Source organism: Granulibacter bethesdensis (genome assembly GCF_001889525.1).
Classification (GTDB): domain Bacteria; phylum Pseudomonadota; class Alphaproteobacteria; order Acetobacterales; family Acetobacteraceae; genus Granulibacter; species Granulibacter bethesdensis_C.
Window position 1 is genome coordinate 316,325 of the sequence record NZ_CP018192.1, and the last position, 19,023, is coordinate 335,347.

The window sequence follows — 19,023 nt, forward strand, 5'->3', positions numbered from 1 at the left end:
TGTTGCGCCGCCTTTATTCCATGCCGGATTGAAGCCGTTTTTTGACCAGGGAAATCCATGGCGCATTGGCAGGCGCTTCTTTCAGGGCGCGCTCGAACATGGTGCGGGCTTCCGGTGTGACCTTTCCGGCGATTTCAGAGTCTGCTTCGGCGATCCGGGCGGCAAGGCCCGGTTCGTACCGGACAGCAAGCGCCTTGCGCCACGCGGCGACGGCTTGCTGCATGTGGCCCATCCGACCTTCCACGGTGCCGAGCAGCAGGAAGCCCTGACGCGCTTCCTCGCTATGCGGATCAAGCGAATCGACCCGTTCCCGCAGCTTTGCCACCAGATCATCGATATTCCGTGCCTGTCTCTGGGCCTCTGCCATGCGCTGCGCATAGGGGGCAGAGGGAACACGGGGCTGCCCGGATGGCCAGTAGAGCGCCAGCGCCGCCAACGGGATCAGGATCATGCAGCCCAGTATCGGCAGGCGTGCGGCAGAACGTGGCGCGGTATCGATGCTGGCATCGCTGGCCAGCAAACGGCGCTGCACTTCCACAAGGGCGGTGGCGTGTTCCGGTGGGGCGATGCGCCCCTCGGCCAGGTCGCGGTCCAGTTCCAGCAATTGGGCGCGGTGCAGGGCCATGGCTGCTTCCCGCTGACCGCGCAGCATCACGGTATTTTTCCGCAGTGACCAGCCAAGGGGCGCCACGCACACCAATGCCAGAGCGGCGATAAGAAGCCAGATCATGGACGAAGTAACCTGTTCAGCCGGTCTTTTTCATCATCATTCAGCGGGGGAATGGTCGTGGTGCGCTTTCTGCGCGCTGCCAGCACGATGGCGGCCCCGATCCCCAGCGCCAAAACGGGTGATAGCCATAACAGCCATGTCAGCGGGGAAAACGGTGGGCGCAGCCGCACGAATTCCCCATAACGCGCTTCCATCCAGGCAATCACCTGGGCATCACTGTCCCCGGCGGCCACCCGTTGCCGGACTTTGGCGCGCAGATCCCGGGCCAGATCGGCTTCCGAATCCTCGATGGATTGATTCTGGCAGACCAGACAGCGCAGTTGGGAACCGATTGCTTCGGCGCGGTGTTCCTGTGCCGGATCGGGCAGCATCTCCGACGGGCTGCTGACCGCCAACCCATGCCGAACAGGCAGAAGCAGAAACAGGATGGCGCTCAGAGCCAGCCAGCGCATGGCCAGCCGGGGCATGGGACGAGACCGAATCATGGATAGGCTTTCAGCAAAGGCTCAATCTGATCCTTGATAACCTGCTCCGTCAGGGGGCCGGCCCATTTCCAGCGCACGACCCCTTTAGGATCGACGAAGTAGGTTTCCGGCACGCCATAGACACCCCAGTCAATGGCGGTGCCGCCCGCTGCATCCCTGGCAATCCGCTGGTAGGGATTGCCATCCGCCTTCAGCATGGCGGCGACGGCTTCAGGCTTGTCCTTGTAGGCAATGCCCCATAACGCGATGCCGCGCTGTTTCAGCGCCATCAACGCAGGTTGCTCGATTTTGCAGGGAACGCACCAGGATGCGAAGAAATTCACCAGCACCGGATGCCCCTGCTGTGTGAGGGAAGCCGAGGTAAACCCTTCCGGAGAGGGAGTCTGCGCTGGCAGATCAAAGACCGGAACGGGTTTGCCGATCAGCGGGCTGGGGACGCCGCGTGGATCGAAATGCCCGTCCTCCATACCATGCAGCATGCCGAGAAACGCGGCACCGGCAGCAACGGCCAGCACCAGCGGCGCGGAGAGCAGCAGCCGGCGTGTCCAGACAGGCCGTGAAGGTGGGGGGGAGGGGATCATGGCATTTTACTCTTCCGACGCTATCAGGCGTGAACGGCTCGGCTGCGGGCAGGGGCCCCAACACGTAACCGGCGGTCGGTCAGGGACAGGCATCCACCAATTGCCATGACCAGTGCACCCAGCCATATCCACGGAGCCAGCGGATTGACATGCAGGCGCAATACGGCAGTGCCATCCCGTTCCTCACCCAGCACGGCATACAGGTCACGCAAACCGTTGGTCTGGATGGAGGTATCGGTGGTGTTCTGCCGCTGCACCGGATAGGCGCGGCGGGACGGGGTCAGCACGGTGACGGGGTGCCCCTGACTGGTCACGGTGATGGTGGCCACCCGGGCGACGTAATTCGGGCCGGGCGCATCGATGATGCTGTCCAGTGTCCAGCGATAGCCACCGAGTTCTGTGGATTGCCCCGGCTTGATCGCGACAATGGTCTGTAGGGCCATCGACATCGCAGCAATGCCGCAGATGGTGATCCCCAGCCCGACATGGGCGATGGCGGCTCCCCATGCGGATCGCGGCACGCCGCTGAGACGGGCAAGGCTGGTACGGAGCGGCACACGAAACAGCTTGATCCGCTCGATGATGTCGGCGAAGGAGCCAGTGATCAGCCAGCCCGCACAGCCAAAAGCCAGTGCCGGCAGGAACTGGCGTCCCATAGCCCCCCACAGACCGGCAGCGAGGGCAACCAGCGCCGCCCACCACAGCCGTGACAGGGCTGGCCAGAGCCGGGCGCGTTTCCATGGCAGCATTGGCCCGACCGCCATGGCGATGAAAACGGGAATGGCCAGCGGCATCACGGTGGCATTGAAGAATGGTGCTCCCACGCTGATCTGCGCTCCGAACAGCAACTGTGCGAACAGTGGATAGGTCGTGCCGGTGAACACGACGGCTGCAATGGAGCAGAGCAGCACGTTGTTCAGCACCAGCGAGCCTTCACGCGAAATCGGCGCAAAGACACCGGACACGGACAGGACCGGGGCGCGGAACACAAACAGCAGCAGCGCAGAGCCGATCACCAGTGCCAGCAGGCCCAGAATGAACACGCCGCGGGCCGGATCATTGGCGAAGGAATGGACGGAATTCAGGATACCCGACCGCACGAGGAATGTGCCGGACAAGGAGAGCGAAAACGTCGCGATGGCCAGCAGGACGGTCCAGATTTTCAGCGCCTCGCGCTTTTCCACGACGATGGCGGAATGCACCAGCGCGGTTCCGGTCAACCATGGCAGCAGGGAGGCATTCTCGACCGGGTCCCAGAACCAGAAGCCGCCCCAGCCGAGTTCATAATACGCCCACCATGATCCCAGTGCGATGCCGCAGGTCAGGAACGCCCAGGAAACCAGCGCCCATGGACGCACCCAGCGCCCCCAGGAGGCGTCGATCCGTCCTTCCAGCAGGGCCGCCACAGCGAAAGCGAACGGGATCGCGAAGCCGACATAGCCGGTGTAGAGAATAGGCGGATGAATCGCGAGGCCGGGATCTTCCAGCAGCGGGTTCATGCCGCTGCCTTCCATCGGTGCAGGCCATATCCGTACGAACGGATTGCTTTCGATCAGGCTGAACAGCAGAAATCCGACCGAGGACGCCCCCAGCACACCGATAACCCGTGCCCGCAGGGCGGAGGGCAGGTTGCGCCCGAATGTTGCCACCGCGCCGCCGCAAAGCGCGAGGATCAGGCACCACAGCAGGATGGAGCCTTCATGATTTCCCCATGTGCCGCTGATCCGGTACAGCAGCGGCTTGGCGGACTGGCTGTTCTGGGCCACGTTCAGCACGGTAAAGTCATTGACCACGCTGGCCCACATCAGCGCGCCGAACGAGGTGATCAGGGCCAACATCTGCCCGAGCGCGAGGGCTGGGGCCGCCGCCATCAGCCTTGCATCACGGCGCTGCGCACCCAAAAGCGAGAGAATGGCTTGTGCGGCGGCAAAGGCGCAGGCCAGTGCCAGCGCGAAATGGCCCAGTTCAGGAATCATGGATCAGCCGCCTGTCCTGTTTTTCTGCAGATCGGCGGTCGAGGCCGGGTTCATTCTGTACCATGTGCTGGCGGCCGGCGGCGGACCGGAAGCCGGGTTCCAGCGGCCGCTTTTTTTCAGGGCCTCGGCCACGTCTTTCGGCATATAGGTTTCATCGTGCTTGGCCAGCACTTCTGAGGCGTGGAAGCTGCCATCCGGCTCGACTGTTCCCAGCGCGACCACCCCCTGTCCTTCGCGGAACAGGTCGGGGAGAATCCCTGTAAAGGTTACCGGAACCGAGGCCTTGCCATCCGTCACCACGAATTTGGCGGCGGGCTGGCCGTTTTCGACCTCACGATGCACGCTGCCTGCCTGCACCAGACCGCCGAGACGAATGGTCCGTCCCGCTGCGACATGGTTGTTCGCGAAATCCGCCGGGGCCATGAAGAACACCAGATTATCGCTGAACGCGAACAGGGTCAGCGCGGTGGCGGAGCCGAGGCCGATGCCGCAGGCCAGCAGGATATACAGACGGCGGCGTTTGCGGGTCATGAGCGAAAATTCCTGAAGCCTGTCCCGCATGCTGCCAGAGGCGCCTGCGGGAGACGGATGCGTATCACTGAATGCGAGCCACTATGTATTCCGGCCGCTGCGCCTGGCTGCACGCGGGCGGGTTTCGAGCGCGACCAGCTTGTTCCGGGCAGAGGCAAGCCGTGTCGCCGTCATCAATCCCATGATCAGCGGCAGGCCCAACGCAATGGTATAGGCCGTGATGATGAAAGGCAGATGCGTCATGGCACATCCCCTTGCTCGGCCCGGGCGGCATTGGCCAGCAGCAGGGCGCGGATACGCCGTTCCATGACCGCCGCCCTGATACGGGTAAGCACCAGAGCAATGAAGATCAGGGTAAAGCCGATGGCGGACCAGAGCAGCGGCCATAGCATCTCGGTGGACATGGTGGGGGCACCGGTCAGGCTGATGCTGGCGGTCTGATGCAATGTATTCCACCAATCAACGCTGAATTTGATGATTGGCAGGTTGACCACCCCGACCAGCGCCAGAATGGCGCCTGCGCGGTAGCCGCGTTGCGGATCGTCGAAAGCGCGCACCAGCGCGATATGGCCCAGATAGAGAAAAAACAGCACTAGAACCGACGTCAGGCGTGCATCCCACACCCACCATGCCCCCCACATGGGTTTGCCCCACAAACTGCCGGTGGCAAGGCAGATAGCGGTGAACATGGCTCCTACCGGGCTGATCTCTGCCGCGGCAAGATCAGCCAGAGGATGCCGCCAGATCAGAGAGGCGGCGGAGGCGGCGGCCAGCGATGCATATCCCATGGAGCCAAGCCAGGCGGCAGGCACGTGGATATACATGATGCGTACGGTATCACCCTGCTGCCAGTCGGCGGGGGCATAGAACAGTCCCCAGACCAGCGCGAAGGCGGTGATGAGGATTCCTGCCACGGCCACTGGCGGGACGATTTTTCCGGCGATGCGCAGGAACCGGCCCGGATTGGCAAAGCGATGCAGGTTGGGTTTGGCACGCATCTCCCCACCCGATCCGGGCATGGCGCGGCCTGAAGGATTTTTCCCCGCCGCGCCTTCCGGCAGCGCGTTCCGGTGAGTATCCTGATCTGATAAAGCTGACGTTTCCACGGCTCCATCATACCCTGCCATGCGTTCCGTTTGAAGCGCCTGCTTGTTACCTTAATTTTAAGCGCCTGATGGCTCTGAAAACGAAAGTAGGAAGGCATGTTGTTCGCAGTCATCTGCACGGATCGTGAAGGCGGTCTGGAGCTTCGCAAGCAGACCCGCCCGGCCCATCTGGAATATCTGCGGGATCACGAATCGCGTCTGGTGCAGGTCGGCCCGGTTCTGAATGCGGCAGGGGAGCCGGAAGGCAGCCTGTTGATCATCGATGCCACCAGTCTGGAGGAAGCAAAGGCTTTCGCCGCGGGTGATCCTTATGCGCAGGCCGGGTTGTTTGCCTCTGTCACGGTCCGCGCCTATCGTCAGGTGTTCAAGGACGGTCAGTTCGTCGGATGACCGCATACTGGCTGGTGAAATCGGAGCCGGACGCCTTCAGCTGGGATCAGCAGGTGGCGCATGGCGTGGAGCCATGGACCGGTGTGCGTAACCATGCCGCCAAGCGTAATCTGGCGACGATGCGTATGGGCGATCTGGCGTTTTTCTACCATTCCAATATCGGTCGGGAGATCGTGGGCGTGGTGCAAGTGGTCCGGGAAGCCTATCCCGATCCTACTGTCGAGGCGGATGAGCTGAGCCGGGATGGCAGCAATCCCTGGCTCTGTGTCGATATGCGTGCCGTCGGGAAAATGCCCTCTCCGGTGACGCTGGCCATGATCAAGGCGGAGCCGCGGCTGGCCGATCTGGCACTGGTGCGGCAATCCCGTCTGTCCGTATCGTCCGTTTCACCGGAACACTGGGCGCTGCTGTGCCGGATGGGGGGCCGGATGGGTGGCTGGAAAGGCGCGGAAGGCTGACGATGACAGCCAGTTGCGCACTTCGTTTTCTGTGCCATGTGCAGGATCTGTCCGATCCCGGAGCCAAAGGGTTTCCTCCTGCGCCGGGCGGTTTTTTGGGCCTGTTCGTCATCCGTCGGGGGGATGATGTCCGGGTTTACGTCAATGCCTGCCCGCATATCGGTGTCCCGCTGGAATGGGCGCCGGATCGCTTCCTGTCTTTGGACGGGCAGCATATTGTCTGCGGCACGCATGGCGCTCTGTTCGATCTGCTGAGCGGAGCGTGTCAGGTTGGCCCATGTGAGGGCGATCATCTGACGACGGTTGCGGTCACGATCGAGAATGGCGCGGTCTATGTGGCTGCGGATGCCGGGCTGTAGGGCACGGTTGCTATGATGAAGGAACAAGGGAGGCACGTTATGGCCGGAACCGACCAGAAACCCGTACCGGACAGGGACGGTCACAAGGGAACAGTGACCCCCATCGATCCGGCAACCATCGCTGATGCGGCTCAGCCGGTGGAGCATGGCGGCCCCAAAGGACCGGAACCAACCCGTTTCGGTGACTGGGAACGTAACGGGCGCTGCATTGATTTCTGATGGGATTTCTGATGGGCGATGCGGTGGAAGGTCTAGTTTTTAGGGCGATTTGCCGCGCTGCGTGCATTCAGGCCGATAATGGCGATCGCCGCCAGCAGTGAAGTCAGCGCAAGACGCAATCCCCAGTGCCCGGCCATGAAGCCGATGATCGGCGGCCCGCACAGACCGCCCGCATAACCGAGCGTTGCCACGGTGGCGACACCGGCATTGCCGCCCCGCCGCCCCGATGCGGCGAACAGGATTGGCACCACATTCGCCATCCCTATCCCCAGCAATGCGAATCCGGCCATGGAAACAAATGGCTGACTGGTGGCAAGCGCGGTCGCCAGCCCGATGGCGGCGATGAGTGCAGACAGCGCACAGGTCAAGACCGGGCCTAGCCGGGTGACGATCCCGTCTCCCAGCAGTCGCATCCCTGCCATCATCAGCGAGAAAGAGGCAAATCCGCCGCCGCTCAGGGCCATGCCTTCTTTCGACAGTGTGCTCATATAAACGGCTGACCAGTCCATCATGCCGCCTTCCACCATAAAGGCCAGAAAGCAAAGGCATCCCAGATAGATCAGCGGTGGCGTCCATCCTTTTTCGGCGGGTGCTTCACTGTGTTTTGAAGCAGTGCCCTCTGGGCGGTTGATCAGCAACGCGGCCAGAAACACCAGCATCAGCATGGCTGCGGACAGACCCATGGCCAATTCCGCGCTCCATCCCCATGCAAACAGAAGGCTGGTAAAGGCGGAACCAGCCATACCGCCGAAACTCCATCCTGCATGGAAGGAGGACATCATGGCACGGCCCCCTTCCCGTTCCAGCCGGGCCGCTTCACCATTCATGGCGATATCGGTGGCTCCATGCGTGCCGCCGATCAGAAACAGTGCTCCGGCAAGGACGGGCATGGCCCAGTCCCCGCACACACGGGAGAACGGTGGCAAAAGCACGGAGAGGGCAAAAGCGGGTCCGCTCCAGCTGGACAGGCATGCGGTTCCGTAACGGGCGGCGAGACGTCCCGCCAGCGGCATAGACACCAGTGCGCCAACGGCCATGGCCAGCAGGGCAAAGCCCAGCGCCCTGTCACTGAGACCGGCATCACGCTGTACATGAGCGACGCTGGCAGCCCATGTGCCGATCCCGGCGCCGCATCCGACAAAAAGCAGGGCGGTGCCGAGCCGTGCACGATGGAATGATCTGGTCAGGAGTCTGCTCCCCCTGTTGCCAGCGTTGCGACCGTGGCCCCCAGCGTTTCGGGGTCTCCCTCAACCCGTACCAGCTTGTCGCGTGCCGTCAGACCCTGAAGCAGGGTGATGCGGGAGGCAGGCACGCGCAGGGCTTTGGCCAGCATGTCCCGCACCGCTTCGTTGGCCTGTCCTTTATCGGCAGGGGCACTGACGGAGATTTTCAGCCGCGGTTTGCCATCAGCCCCGGGAACAGTGCCTCCCAGCCCGATTTTGCGGGCTTTCGGTACGACACGCAGGGCAAGGGTGATGCCGTTTTCGACACTGCGCCAGATGCTCATCGCCAGATGCCCGTGGATGGCATTATTGCAGCAAGGCGTTCCACTGTCCGAATGCGATAGCAATATACAGCTTGCCCAGCATCGGCCGGACCAGCAGTTGTAGCACCAGCAGCACGATCAGCGGGCTGAGGTCGATCGCACCCATATTGGGCAGGATAGTGCGCACGGGGCGTAGAACAGGCTCTGTTATTCGATACAGGAAATCGGCGATCGACCAGACCAGTCGGTTGCGGCTGTCCAGCACGCCGAACGACATCAGCGTCGAGATGATCGCCGATAGAATCAGCGCATAGATATAAAGCTGGATCAACGTATCCAGCAGATTGAAAGCGATCGTGAGCACGCGAAGCGTCTCCGTCAAACATCATGTGACAGTAGGTCTGGTCGTTTGGTCTAGCCGTGCCGGGTCGGGAACCGCAAGCATGTTGCCCCCTCTGCCCTGCAAGTCAGGGGGAAAGGTGCGATGCAGATTCCTCCTCACTATCAGCTTGACTTCGGCGCGCGCGCGCGGCATTACGCGCCGCCTACGCTGCAACACAGTGCAGGAGACGACGCGGAGCGGGGCTGTAGCTCAGTTGGGAGAGCGCCTCGTTCGCAATGAGGAGGTCAGGGGTTCGATTCCCCTCAGCTCCACCACGCTTCGCTGGTCGTTCTGAAATACTCTTCCTCATTCTCATTTGCTTTCCTGAAGCGGCAGGCTGCTCAGGGGCGGGGCGATCTCTTCGAGGGATTTGTTTTCGGCGTCCACACCCAGGCGCAATTCTACCAGCCCGGCCACCATCATCAGAGCGCCTCCCCCAGCGTAACCCCACATCACAGCTTCTCGTCCCGCATCGATCAGATGGCCGAACAGCGCTGGTCCTGCAATGCCGCCAATCCCGGTGCCCAGCGCGTAGAAAATCGCAATTGCGACAGCACGGACTTCCAGCGGAAAATTTTCGCCGACAGTAAGATAGGCTGAACTGGCGGCGGCAGAGGCGAAGAAAAACACGATCGTCCACGCGACTGTCTGTCCTGTTGCATCCAACAGCTCCATGCCGAACAGCAGACCAACCATGGTCATCAGCAGGCCGGAAAGAAGATAGGTTCCGGTGATCATGGTTTTACGCCCAAGCGTATCGAACCATCGCCCCAGCAGCAGCGGGCCGAGAAAATTCCCGAGCGCAAAAGGAAAGATATAAAATCCAACCTGCGCATTGCCGACGCCTTCGAATTTATTCAGCACCAGCGCATACGTGAACAGCAGCGCATTATAGCAGAACGCCTGAGCGCCCATCAGAACGGCTGCGAGAATGGTTCTGTCCCGATACTGCGTGAACAGACTATGCAGGCTGGGCAGAAACCAGCTTTTGACATCGGTGCGCAGACGTAGCCGGGTGGGGGGAATGGGTGGAAGCGCATTATCCGGTCTGTCCTTGGCGACCATCGTTTCGATCTGGCGCATTGCTTCATCAGCCTCGCCGGGTCTGCCATGCGTCATCAGCCAGCGTGGACTTTCCGGAATCCAGCGTCGTGACAGCAGCACGATGAAGCCGATCAGGCCCCCGATCACGAAGCTCGCCCGCCAGCCTGTTTCCTGATCAATCCACTCGGGATGGCCCAGCGCCAGCACTGATCCCAGCGCCCCGATCGCCGCGCCGAGCCAGAACGAACCATTGATCGTCAAATCGACAAAGCCGCGGCTGCGTGCTGGGATCAGTTCTTGAATCGTGGCGTTGACGGCGGCGTATTCCCCGCCAATGCCAGCACCGGTCAGAAACCGGAACAGCGCGAAGGACCAGAAACTCCACGATAATCCGGACAGGATGGTAGCGGTCAGATAGAGCAGTACGGTCAGGGTAAACAGTTTCTTCCGCCCAAGCCGGTCGGTCAGCCAGCCGAAGAACAAAGCCCCTCCGACGGCACCCGCAAGATAGACGCTGGCTGTGAGACCGGCCTGTCCGCTGGTAAGTTTCAGGGCCGGACTGCTGGCGATTGCGCCCGCGAGAGACCCGGCGAGAGTAACCTCCAGCCCGTCCAGAATCCAGGTAATCCCGAGGGCTATGATCACCAGCGTATGAAACCGGCTCCACGGCAGCCGGTCCAGCCGGGCCGGAATGTTGCTTGTGACTGAAGGTGGGGATCTCTCCCTGGAATGTGGACAATCAGAATGTATGCAATCAGTCTGGCGCGCTTCCATGAGACGCAAAACGGCCGGGCAGGAAGGCCGGTTGCATGCCATCCTGTCCGGCTGGAATGGTCAGACCTTACTGTGCGCTGGCGCTCGCCTCGCTGCGATGCGCACCGACGCGGGCGGCCAGGGCGGCAGCCATGAACTCGTCCAGATCGCCATCCAGAACGGCACCCGGATTGCCTTTTTCAACGTTGGTGCGCAGATCTTTCACCAGCTGATAAGGGGCCAGAACATAGCTGCGGATCTGGTGGCCCCAGCCGATTTCGCTTTTGGCGTTTTCCTGTTCCTGCGCTGCGGCTTCACGCTTTTGCAACTCCGCCTCGTACAGGCGGGCTTTCAGCATGTTCATCGCCGTGGCGCGGTTGCGATGCTGGGAGCGGTCGGTCTGACAGGCGACGATGATACCGGATGGCACATGGGTGATGCGGATCGCGCTCTCCGTCTTGTTCACGTGCTGACCACCCGCACCGGAGGCGCGGAATGTATCGACCTTCAGATCGGCTTCGTTGATCTCGATCTCGATATTGTCGTCGACCACCGGATAGACCCAGATACTGGCGAAGCTGGTCTGCCGCCTTGCGGCGCTGTCGAATGGGCTGATGCGGACCAGACGATGCACCCCTGCCTCGGTCTTGAGCCAACCATAGGCGGAGGGGCCGGCAACCTGAAGGGTCGCGGATTTGATCCCCGCCTGCTCCCCATCACTCTGTTCGATCAGCGTGACTTTATAGCCATGGGCTTCGGCCCAGCGCGTGTACATGCGCAACAGCATTTCGGCCCAATCCTGAGCCTCTGTTCCGCCTGCGCCGGAATTGATTTCCAGATAGGCATCGTTGCCGTCAGCCTCGCCGGACAGCAGGCTTTCGATTTCCAGCCGCTTGGCTTCGGCGGCAATGGTTTCCAGCATGCGGCGGGCATCGGTGGCCATGGCTTCGTCGCCATCGGCTTCGGCCATTTCGGCCAGCTCGGTGGCGTCGCTGACTTCCGATTCCATGCGCAGCACGCCTTCCACCTGACTGGCCAGGCGGGTGCGTTCACGCATCACCGCCTGCGCGGCGGCGGAGTCGTTCCACAGATCAGGATCTTCGGCGCGGGCATTCAGCTCCGCAAGGCGGTGTTGAGCGGCATCCCAGTCAAAGATGCCTCCTCAGCAGTGCAACGGACTGCTTGATCTGCTGGTTGAGGGCGTCGATTTCGGCGGACATGGTCCTGTTCCGGTCATACTGAAGTCAAAGGAAACGAGAGGCGCTCAATACAGCCCGCCCATTCCGGTGTCGAGACCGCCGCTGCCTCCTCCACTGCCGGAGGAATCGCCGGGCTGTGCCGTCCCGGATGCGCTGCCGCCATCGATCACGGCACCCCCATCGGGCTGGCCGGGCTTCAACGCATCCCAGCCGGCCGGGCTTTTCACCAGGGTCATGCCTTCCGGCATCGGGAATTGCAGCATGGGATGATCTTTCAGCGCAGCATTCATGTATTCGCGCCAGACAGGGGCTGCCAGCGCTCCGCCGGTTTCGTGTTCGCCCAGAGAGGTGGGGTTGTCGAAACCGATCCAGACGATAGTGACCAGCGTCGGTGTAAAGCCGCCAAACCAGGCATCAACGAAGTCCTGAGTCGTGCCGGTTTTGCCGGCAATGGGGCGTCCGCCCATACCGATCGAGGCCTGATAGCCGGTGCCGTGCGCCACCACATTTTCCATCATGGTGACAATCTGGAAGGTGCTCATCGCATCCGCCACCGGATTGCGCTTGTCATCCAGCACCGGCCCGGCATCGGTGGATATGGACGGGGGGGGAGAGGAGGAAGGAGCCGTTGCGGGCGGGGTCGCAGGCGTTGTGCAGTTCTCGCAGGTAATGTCTTCCGGCTTCCAGATGACATGCCCGTCACGGTCCTGCACACTGTCGATCAGATGTGGCGTGACCAGCCTGCCGCCCTGCGCCAGCGACGCATAGGCTCCGGCCTCACGAAGCACAGTGGTATCCACCGCACCGAGCGCGGCGGGCAGGACTTTCGGCATGGAATCAACCAGATGGAAATCCATCGCGGTCTTGGCCACCGCCTCCATACCGACTTTCTGCGCGACCCGCAGCGTCACCAGATTGAGCGATTTTTGCAGTGCGACGCTCAGCGGCACCGGGCCGGAGAATGTCATCTCATAGTTATTGGGCCGCCACACACCTGCGGCCCCCATATTCATCACGAAGGGCGCATCCAGAAAAGTCTGGCCCGGTGCAATGCCCTGTTCCAGCGCCGTCAGATAGACGAATGGCTTGAAGGAGCTTCCAGGCTGACGGTTGGCCTGTGTCGCCCGATTGAACTGACTGGTTTCGAAACTCCAGCCGCCGCTCATCGCCAGAATACGGCCAGAGCGGGGATCGAGAGAAACGAGCGCCCCCTGTACATTGGGAATCTGGCGCAGCCGGACATGCAGGGCCGGGCCAGGGACTTCCCTGATCTGGGTGGCGGGTGTTTTGCGCGTCGATGAGGCGGCGGGTTGAACAACCGGACTGGCGAGTGCTGCTTCGTCTACCTCGACCATCACGACATCGCCGATGGAGACGATATCATTCATCCGGCGGGGGACGCCGCCCAGCTTCCCGTCTTTCACGGGACGTGCCCATTTCGTATCCGCCAGTTGCATCATGCCATGATGCACCGGGGCGGGGGTTGCGGTGGGCAGCGGGCTGGTGGGCGGATCGGTCCAGGCCAGGGAGGCATCGGCAGGCTGAATTTTCATCACCACAGCCAGTCGCCAGTTGCGTAGCATACCGGCCGGACGTGGCAGCTTCGCCAGTTCGGATTCCCATTGCGGGCTGGAAAGGCTGTTTTCTTCCAGATGGGCAACGGGACCTCGCCAGCCGCCATGGGACTGATCATAGGCCAGCAGCCCCCGATGCAGCGCCTGGTCGGCAGCAATCTGCAAGGCTGGATCAAGGCTGGTGCGCACCGACAGGCCGCCCTGCGTCGTGGTATCGGCCCCGAAGCGCTCGACCAGTTTGCGCCGGACTTCCTCCGCGAAGTAACCGGCACCCGGGATGCCTTCGGGCCGGTGGAACGCGGTAGGCAGCACGGGCTGCTGCTTCGCTTCGGCGGCCTGCTCGCGGGTGATGGCATGGTCTTCCGCCATGCGATCCAGCACCCAGTCCCGTCTGCCCCGTGCGACATCGGGATAGCGGAAAGGGTTGTAATTGTTCGGTGCTTTGGGCAAGGCCGCCAGAAAAGCGGCTTCCGGTATTGTGATTTCGTCCAGCGGCTTGTTGAAATAGGCCTGTGCCGCGGCGGCAACGCCGTAGGCCCCCTGACCGAGATAAATCTCGTTCAGATACAGCTCCAGAATGCGCTGTTTGCTGAGGCTTTCCTCGATCCGCAGGGCGAGAATGGCTTCCTTGATCTTGCGGGCGATCGAGACCTCATTGGTCAGCACCATGTTTTTGGCGACCTGCTGAGTGATCGTCGATGCACCGATGGGCCGCTTTCCATCATGTAAATGGTTGAGATCGGTGACGGCAGCCCGAAACATGGCAACGGGGTCAACGCCGGGATGGGTCCAGAAATGCTGGTCCTCGGCAGAGACGAAAGCTTTTTTTACAATGTCTGGAATGGCTGAAAATGGCACGAATACGCGCCGTTCGGTGGCGAGTTCACTGACGATCTGGCCGTCAGCAGCATAGACGCGGCTCATGACGCGGGGTTGATAGACGCGCAGCCCCTCCAGATCAGGCAGATCGGATGCGTAATGGCGATAGGCGGCATAGATCGCGACTACCCCTGTCAGACCGCCCAGTACGATCAGGCCGGCCAGCGCGCCGATCAGACGGCCGATCCAGCGAAAACGGCCGCCTGCCCGTCTTTTGCCGGCTTCACGCGCCGCATGCCGCGAGGGCTGAGTATCCCTGCGTTGCTTGCGGGGAGGTTCCCGCCCTGGTTCCGGAGAAGGGGGCGCCAGCCGTTCCCGTGCGGTCAGCACCGGGCGCGGCGGAACGGCAATGGAACGGTCAGGGGGCGGCAGATCGGATGACGTCATGCGCGGCTCTGTATCAGATTTCGTGATCCCGTGCATGGGGAAGGTGACTGATCCGCCATGCGATGGCGCCGTGGGCTGGAAGCGTGTGGAAAGGCAGTCAAGGCAGGGCGTTTATGTCCATCAATCCATGATCGGGCACATGTTGCCTGATTTGCGGAACATGCCGGGTCATCCCCGCATGGCATATCCGGCGCTGGTGGCGAAATAGGCTTCCACGGCGCGGGTCATGGCGGCGGCGATTCGTATGCGATGGTCAGCGCGGCGTAACAAGGCCTCGTCCTGACGATTGGACATGAAACCCATCTCCACCAGCACACTGGGAATATCGGCGGCTTTCAGAACGACAAAGCCGGCATGGCGGGCAGGATGCGTCAGCATCGGCACGGTGCTGTCGAGGCTGCTGACCATACTGTGTGACAGTCGGGCTGATCCAATTTTGGTCTCCCGCCGCACCAGACTGGTGAGAATACGGGCGATATCGGGCGGCTGATTGCTAAAGGCCGGCCCGCCAAACCGGTCCACGCTGTTTTCCCGTTTCGCCAGAGACGCTGTCTGCGCGTCAGAGGCTGATGTTGCCAGCGTATAGACGCTGGCCCCGCGCACCCCGGCATTGTGCAGCGCATCCGCGTGCATGGAGATGAACAGGGAAGCTCCCTTGCTCTGGGCGCGATCCACCCTGCCGTCGAGGGGAATGAAGGTGTCGTTGGTGCGGGTCATTTCCACCCGGTAGCGCCCGGTCCGTTCCAGCTGGCGCTTCAGTTCCTGTGCGGCAGCGAGGGCGACATGTTTTTCATAGGTGCCGGTGATGCCAATCGCGCCCGGATCTTTTCCGCCATGGCCGGGATCAAGCATGATGAGACGGGGTGCACCATTTTTCCGGGCGGCGGATAGGCCGGCTGGCGGAACATGCAATGTTTTTGTGGCATGAGGGTGGCCGTGTTTCTGCTGCCCTGCAGCCTCGGCCTCTGCCATGTTGTCCAGCAATGCGGGGGGCAACATCCAGCTGGCAAGCAGGCCCGCCCTGGCAAGGAGCCGCCCGGAGGTCATCGCGCCAAGGAGGCTGCGGCGGTGCAGTGACAGAAGATCAGCCATAGTGCGTGTTTTTAACACCGTGCGGTCGGTTTTGACTATTAGGCTTTGAAATATGGCGCATTTTAGGCGGGCTGTCTCCTTTGGATCACAGGATCGCGTCTTGCAGTGGGCTGGCATTTGTTCCATGCTGGGTGTGCCAGAGAGATTGCCAGCGGCGTCTCCATGCCCGCCGACAGATTGTTCGGATCGTCAGCCGGATACATGGAGCCAACCGTCAGGCTGGTTTCATACTGGACAGCGAGCGCACCCGCGTCGCGGCCACGCATCATGTGGCGTTGGGAAAACCGCCGGGTCTGGCGCCTGAAACGGCTGCCGCACCCAAGTTTTTAGACCGAAGGATCGAGACGCCAGGCTGTGTGGCTATATTCGGAACTGACTGAGACTGTCATACCATGCGCCTCAGGCGCTGGCCCGGATACGGTTGCGGCTGTGCGTGCCCTTCGCGACGATACACCGACACAACGTCATGCCCGGTGGAGCGCGCCGTTCGCGCATATCCCGGGCGTGTACCGGAGCTCATTATTCAATGACCAAAAAAATGCTCATCGACGCCAGCCATGCGGAAGAAACCCGCGTGGTGGTGATGGATGGAAACCGGCTTGAAGATTTCGACGTTGAGGCAGCGTCCCGTAAACAGATCAAAGGGAATATTTATCTCGCCAAAGTCGTCCGGGTAGAGCCGAGCCTTCAGGCCGCTTTCGTCGAATATGGCGGCAACCGGCATGGCTTTCTGGCTTTTAGTGAAATCCATCCCGACTACTATCAGATCCCTGTTGCCGACCGTCAGCGCCTGCTCGCCATGCAGGAAGAGGAAGCACGTGAGGAAGAGGAGGCTGAGGAAGCCGAATTTTCCGCCGCTGAGGCGCGTCGTTCCGCCGCCCGACCGTTGAACAACGCTCGGGAGGTCATCCAGACAGATGCGGAGCAGCCCGAAGCATCCGATCCGCAAGAGGACGGCTCCGATCATGGGGAGCAGGATGAATCCGCCGCCGATTTTTCTGGCGAGGCCGGGGATGACGGGAGCGTTCCCGCCTCCGCCGGGGAAGGCGATGATCAGGAGGAAAGCCGTCAGGCCTCGCGCCCGGCCCGCCAGAAAGAGGATCGTGAGCGCCGCTCCCCCCGTTTCCTGCGCAATTATAAAATTCAGGAAGTTATCAAGCGCCGCCAGATCCTGTTGATTCAGGTGGTGAAGGAAGAGCGGGGCAATAAAGGGGCCGCGCTGAGCACCTATGTTTCCCTCGCCGGCCGCTATTGCGTGCTGATGCCGAACTCGCCGCGTGGTGGTGGCGTGTCACGCAAGATTACCTCCGCCACTGATCGCCGCCGCCTGAAAGACATTATCAGCGCGCTGGAGATCCCGCGCGGCATGGGCATCATCGTCCGCACGGCTGGCGGGAACCGCCCGAAGGCGGAGATCATGCGGGACTGCGAATACCTGCTGCGCCTGTGGGATGATATCCGCGACATCACCCTGCGTTCGTCCGCGCCAGCACTGATTCACGAAGAAGCCAGCCTGATCAAGCGGGCGATCCGTGATGTCTATACCAGTACGATTGATGAAGTGCTGGTCGATGGTGAAGAAGGTTGGCGGGCTGCGCGTGATATCATGCGCATGTTGATGCCCTCCCATGCCCGCAAGGTGATCTGCTGGAACGCTGATAAGGAACGTGCCGGACAGCCCCTGTTCGCTCATTATCAGGTCGAATCGCAGCTCGACGCCATTCTGGCGCCGAATGTTTCGCTGAAATCCGGCGGCTATCTGGTAATCAATCAGGCCGAGGCTCTGGTGGCGATCGACGTCAATTCCGGTCGTTCCACGAAGGAGCGGGGGATTGAGGAAACAGCCCTCCGCACCAATCTGGAAGCGGCGGATGAGGTTGCCCGTCAGCTGCGTCTGCGTGACCTTGCCGGTCTGATCGTGATCGATTTCATCGACATGGAAAGCCGCAAGCATAATGGCATGGTCGAGCGACGCTTGAAGGACGCGTTGAAGAACGATCGTGCTCGCATTCAGGTCGGCCAGATCAGCAGCTTTGGCCTGCTGGAAATGAGCCGCCAGCGTCTGCGCCCGTCCCTGACCGAAACCAGCATGATCACCTGCCCGCATTGCAATGGGCTTGGTCTGGTCCGCACCACTGAGGGGGCTTCCGTCCATGTGCTGCGGGCGATCGAGGAAGAGGGCGCACGCCGTCGCTATGCCGAGATCATGGTGCATGCCGCTGCCGATGTAGCGTTCTACATTCTGAACAATCGCCGGGATTTTCTGGCCACGCTGGAATCCCGCTTCGGCATGAAGGTGCTTTTCTCCGCTGATACGCAATTCAGTGGTTCCCAGTTGCGGATTGAGAAAATTCGCGCCCGTGCGATGGAAGACGTGGTCCGGACTCCGCTGATCGGTGTGGCTGATCCGCAGCCGAGCATTGCGGGTGATCTGTATGATTTCGCTGATGCCTCTGACGGTTTTGCGACGTTCGAGGCGGCCCCGGTGGCGGCCCCGGTGGCGGCATTGCCCGTGGCTGTGCAGGCAGAACCGGTTGGAACCGCCGAGGAAGATAACAAGGGTAGCAGGCTGCTTTCCGTGGAAGGCGATTCTGAAACCGGGCCGGATGATGGAGATCGCCGTCGCCGTCGCCGTCGTCGTCGTCGTGGCAATCGCCGTAATGACGGGGCCGAGAATGGGATGGATGCCCGGTCCGAGCAGGATGGGAACGGCAATCCGGCCGAGGAGGACGAACCTGTCAGATACGGTGCTGCCAATACCTCTCTGCCGCCCCTGGAAACCACAGAGCTGCCGAGAGCCGGAATTGCTTCCGAAGAAACCAGTGCGGAAACACAGGGCGACGCCATCGATGGTACGCAGGCTGTCTCCGGTGAATTGGGTGATGAGTTTGCGGAGGATTCCCGTCCGCGCCGCCGTGGCCGCCGTGGCGGGCGTGGGCGGCGTCAGCCTGCTCAGGTGAATGGCCATGATGCGGGGGAAGTTGCCTATACCGGTCCCACCCCGGCTGATCCGTTCGGTCAGCAGCCGCTGGATGTATTCGACATGATCGATGTTATTGAGCAACCGATGATCCGTGACGGGAAAGTGGATCAGGGCTCCCGGTCCGAACGCCATCCTGACCCGGTGCCTGAGCCGGTTGTCGTGTCTGAGGAACAGGCAGAACCCTATATTGCGCCCCCCATCCAGCCAGTGGTGATTGAGGATGCCGCTCCACGGGCCAGACGAGGCTGGTGGAAACGCTGAGGCAACCCCTGTTGCTGAAGACTGAATGAAAAAAGGCCGGGTCGCGCGTCTCAGAACGCGCACCCGGCCTCTTTTATCTGCGCATGATAAAAATCATGTCGATGGGCTTTACAGGTCAGCCCCGGAACGGTATTACCCGCGCCTGCGC

General features: G+C 61.6%; 20 protein-coding genes and 1 tRNA gene. 6 read left to right on the top strand and 15 right to left on the bottom strand.

Features of this window, described 5'->3' with window-relative positions:
- Positions 1 to 13: 13 nt before the first annotated feature.
- The 7 genes from ccmI to GbCGDNIH6_RS01400 form a co-directional block, all read right to left on the bottom strand.
- Positions 14 to 730, bottom strand: a complete 717-nt coding sequence (ccmI, locus tag GbCGDNIH6_RS01375; protein WP_072562589.1) for a c-type cytochrome biogenesis protein CcmI — start codon at positions 728 to 730, stop codon at positions 14 to 16.
- On the bottom strand, positions 727 to 1,215 hold the full coding sequence (locus GbCGDNIH6_RS01380; protein WP_072562590.1) for a cytochrome c-type biogenesis protein: 489 nt from the start codon (positions 1,213 to 1,215) through the stop codon (positions 727 to 729). The genes ccmI and GbCGDNIH6_RS01380 overlap by 4 nt, the downstream gene beginning before the upstream one ends.
- Positions 1,212 to 1,796, bottom strand: coding sequence for a DsbE family thiol:disulfide interchange protein (locus GbCGDNIH6_RS01385; protein WP_072562591.1), 585 nt, complete (start codon positions 1,794 to 1,796; stop codon positions 1,212 to 1,214). Before GbCGDNIH6_RS01385 ends, GbCGDNIH6_RS01380 begins: the two co-directional genes overlap by 4 nt.
- 23 nt (positions 1,797 to 1,819) lie before the next feature.
- Positions 1,820 to 3,772 (bottom strand): heme lyase CcmF/NrfE family subunit, encoded by a 1,953-nt coding sequence (locus GbCGDNIH6_RS01390; RefSeq protein WP_072562592.1) that lies wholly within the window; start codon positions 3,770 to 3,772, stop codon positions 1,820 to 1,822.
- A 3-nt stretch (positions 3,773 to 3,775) separates the two neighbouring features.
- Positions 3,776 to 4,303, bottom strand: a complete 528-nt coding sequence (ccmE, locus tag GbCGDNIH6_RS01395; RefSeq protein WP_072564229.1) for a cytochrome c maturation protein CcmE — start codon at positions 4,301 to 4,303, stop codon at positions 3,776 to 3,778.
- Positions 4,304 to 4,384: 81 nt separating this feature from the next.
- A complete protein-coding gene (locus tag GbCGDNIH6_RS12300; RefSeq protein WP_157692289.1) occupies positions 4,385 to 4,546 on the bottom strand; it encodes a hypothetical protein in 162 nt (53 codons plus the stop codon).
- Positions 4,543 to 5,322, bottom strand: a complete 780-nt coding sequence (locus GbCGDNIH6_RS01400) for a heme ABC transporter permease (RefSeq protein ID WP_072564230.1) — start codon at positions 5,320 to 5,322, stop codon at positions 4,543 to 4,545. The genes GbCGDNIH6_RS12300 and GbCGDNIH6_RS01400 overlap by 4 nt, the downstream gene beginning before the upstream one ends.
- 183 nt (positions 5,323 to 5,505) lie before the next feature.
- Between GbCGDNIH6_RS01400 and GbCGDNIH6_RS01405 the strand changes: the two genes are divergently transcribed.
- Genes GbCGDNIH6_RS01405 through GbCGDNIH6_RS01420 form a run of 4 tightly spaced genes read left to right on the top strand, consistent with a single transcriptional unit; the run spans position 5,506 to position 6,835 of the window.
- Complete coding sequence (locus tag GbCGDNIH6_RS01405) at positions 5,506 to 5,799, top strand: YciI family protein (protein ID WP_072562593.1); 294 nt, start codon at positions 5,506 to 5,508, stop codon at positions 5,797 to 5,799.
- On the top strand, positions 5,796 to 6,257 hold the full coding sequence (locus tag GbCGDNIH6_RS01410) for an EVE domain-containing protein (protein WP_072562594.1): 462 nt from the start codon (positions 5,796 to 5,798) through the stop codon (positions 6,255 to 6,257). Before GbCGDNIH6_RS01405 ends, GbCGDNIH6_RS01410 begins: the two co-directional genes overlap by 4 nt.
- 2 nt (positions 6,258 to 6,259) lie before the next feature.
- Positions 6,260 to 6,616 (top strand): Rieske (2Fe-2S) protein, encoded by a 357-nt coding sequence (locus GbCGDNIH6_RS01415; protein WP_072562595.1) that lies wholly within the window; start codon positions 6,260 to 6,262, stop codon positions 6,614 to 6,616.
- A 39-nt stretch (positions 6,617 to 6,655) separates the two neighbouring features.
- Complete coding sequence (locus GbCGDNIH6_RS01420; protein ID WP_072562596.1) at positions 6,656 to 6,835, top strand: DUF1674 domain-containing protein; 180 nt, start codon at positions 6,656 to 6,658, stop codon at positions 6,833 to 6,835.
- A 32-nt stretch (positions 6,836 to 6,867) separates the two neighbouring features.
- Here GbCGDNIH6_RS01420 and GbCGDNIH6_RS01425 read toward each other — a convergent pair whose 3' ends face one another.
- Genes GbCGDNIH6_RS01425 through GbCGDNIH6_RS01435 form a run of 3 tightly spaced genes read right to left on the bottom strand, consistent with a single transcriptional unit; the run spans position 6,868 to position 8,685 of the window.
- A complete protein-coding gene (locus GbCGDNIH6_RS01425; RefSeq protein WP_072562597.1) occupies positions 6,868 to 8,022 on the bottom strand; it encodes an MFS transporter in 1,155 nt (384 codons plus the stop codon).
- A complete protein-coding gene (locus tag GbCGDNIH6_RS01430; protein ID WP_072562598.1) occupies positions 8,019 to 8,342 on the bottom strand; it encodes a DUF167 family protein in 324 nt (107 codons plus the stop codon). Before GbCGDNIH6_RS01430 ends, GbCGDNIH6_RS01425 begins: the two co-directional genes overlap by 4 nt.
- 22 nt (positions 8,343 to 8,364) lie before the next feature.
- Positions 8,365 to 8,685, bottom strand: coding sequence for a YggT family protein (locus GbCGDNIH6_RS01435; RefSeq protein WP_072564231.1), 321 nt, complete (start codon positions 8,683 to 8,685; stop codon positions 8,365 to 8,367).
- A gap of 217 nt (positions 8,686 to 8,902) precedes the next feature.
- Here GbCGDNIH6_RS01435 and GbCGDNIH6_RS01440 point away from each other — a divergent pair.
- Positions 8,903 to 8,978, top strand: a tRNA-Ala gene (locus GbCGDNIH6_RS01440).
- A gap of 37 nt (positions 8,979 to 9,015) precedes the next feature.
- Here GbCGDNIH6_RS01440 and GbCGDNIH6_RS01445 read toward each other — a convergent pair.
- The 5 genes from GbCGDNIH6_RS01445 to GbCGDNIH6_RS01465 form a co-directional block, all read right to left on the bottom strand.
- A complete protein-coding gene (locus tag GbCGDNIH6_RS01445) occupies positions 9,016 to 10,521 on the bottom strand; it encodes an MFS transporter (RefSeq protein ID WP_072564232.1) in 1,506 nt (501 codons plus the stop codon).
- Between the two features lie 67 nt (positions 10,522 to 10,588).
- Positions 10,589 to 11,720 (bottom strand): peptide chain release factor 2 gene (gene prfB / locus GbCGDNIH6_RS01450; protein WP_096912883.1). Its coding sequence is split into 2 segments (ribosomal slippage): positions 10,589 to 11,650 and positions 11,652 to 11,720, totalling 1,131 coding nucleotides; the frame shifts between segments, so codons are not numbered across the junction.
- A gap of 44 nt (positions 11,721 to 11,764) precedes the next feature.
- The gene (locus GbCGDNIH6_RS01455; RefSeq protein WP_081370145.1) at positions 11,765 to 14,539 is read right to left on the bottom strand and encodes a penicillin-binding protein 1A; all 2,775 of its coding nucleotides are present in this window, start codon (positions 14,537 to 14,539) and stop codon (positions 11,765 to 11,767) included.
- Between the two features lie 168 nt (positions 14,540 to 14,707).
- Positions 14,708 to 15,538 (bottom strand): N-acetylmuramoyl-L-alanine amidase family protein, encoded by an 831-nt coding sequence (locus tag GbCGDNIH6_RS01460; protein WP_408874852.1) that lies wholly within the window; start codon positions 15,536 to 15,538, stop codon positions 14,708 to 14,710.
- 155 nt (positions 15,539 to 15,693) lie between these two features.
- Positions 15,694 to 15,900 carry a hypothetical protein gene (locus GbCGDNIH6_RS01465; protein WP_072562601.1) on the bottom strand — a complete coding sequence of 69 codons (207 nt, stop codon included), beginning with the start codon at positions 15,898 to 15,900 and terminating at the stop codon, positions 15,694 to 15,696.
- A 257-nt stretch (positions 15,901 to 16,157) separates the two neighbouring features.
- Between GbCGDNIH6_RS01465 and GbCGDNIH6_RS01470 the strand changes: the two genes are divergently transcribed.
- Entirely contained in the window at positions 16,158 to 18,875 is a 2,718-nt protein-coding gene (locus GbCGDNIH6_RS01470; protein ID WP_232449896.1) for an Rne/Rng family ribonuclease, read from the top strand.
- Positions 18,876 to 19,023: the final 148 nt, after the last annotated feature.

Coding starts and splice junctions, on each gene's coding strand:
- ccmI (WP_072562589.1), bottom strand. CDS start 730: ATGATCTGGCTTCTTATCGCCGCTCTGGCATTGGTGTGCGTGGCGCCC.
- GbCGDNIH6_RS01380 (WP_072562590.1), bottom strand. CDS start 1,215: ATGATTCGGTCTCGTCCCATGCCCCGGCTGGCCATGCGCTGGCTGGCT.
- GbCGDNIH6_RS01385 (WP_072562591.1), bottom strand. CDS start 1,796: ATGATCCCCTCCCCCCCACCTTCACGGCCTGTCTGGACACGCCGGCTG.
- GbCGDNIH6_RS01390 (WP_072562592.1), bottom strand. CDS start 3,772: ATGATTCCTGAACTGGGCCATTTCGCGCTGGCACTGGCCTGCGCCTTT.
- ccmE (WP_072564229.1), bottom strand. CDS start 4,303: ATGACCCGCAAACGCCGCCGTCTGTATATCCTGCTGGCCTGCGGCATC.
- GbCGDNIH6_RS12300 (WP_157692289.1), bottom strand. CDS start 4,546: ATGACGCATCTGCCTTTCATCATCACGGCCTATACCATTGCGTTGGGC.
- GbCGDNIH6_RS01400 (WP_072564230.1), bottom strand. CDS start 5,322: ATGCCCGGATCGGGTGGGGAGATGCGTGCCAAACCCAACCTGCATCGC.
- GbCGDNIH6_RS01405 (WP_072562593.1), top strand. CDS start 5,506: ATGTTGTTCGCAGTCATCTGCACGGATCGTGAAGGCGGTCTGGAGCTT.
- GbCGDNIH6_RS01410 (WP_072562594.1), top strand. CDS start 5,796: ATGACCGCATACTGGCTGGTGAAATCGGAGCCGGACGCCTTCAGCTGG.
- GbCGDNIH6_RS01415 (WP_072562595.1), top strand. CDS start 6,260: ATGACAGCCAGTTGCGCACTTCGTTTTCTGTGCCATGTGCAGGATCTG.
- GbCGDNIH6_RS01420 (WP_072562596.1), top strand. CDS start 6,656: ATGGCCGGAACCGACCAGAAACCCGTACCGGACAGGGACGGTCACAAG.
- GbCGDNIH6_RS01430 (WP_072562598.1), bottom strand. CDS start 8,342: ATGAGCATCTGGCGCAGTGTCGAAAACGGCATCACCCTTGCCCTGCGT.
- GbCGDNIH6_RS01445 (WP_072564232.1), bottom strand. CDS start 10,521: ATGGAAGCGCGCCAGACTGATTGCATACATTCTGATTGTCCACATTCC.
- GbCGDNIH6_RS01455 (WP_081370145.1), bottom strand. CDS start 14,539: ATGACGTCATCCGATCTGCCGCCCCCTGACCGTTCCATTGCCGTTCCG.
- GbCGDNIH6_RS01460 (WP_408874852.1), bottom strand. CDS start 15,538: ATGTTGCCCCCCGCATTGCTGGACAACATGGCAGAGGCCGAGGCTGCA.
- GbCGDNIH6_RS01465 (WP_072562601.1), bottom strand. CDS start 15,900: ATGATGCGTGGCCGCGACGCGGGTGCGCTCGCTGTCCAGTATGAAACC.
- GbCGDNIH6_RS01470 (WP_232449896.1), top strand. CDS start 16,158: ATGACCAAAAAAATGCTCATCGACGCCAGCCATGCGGAAGAAACCCGC.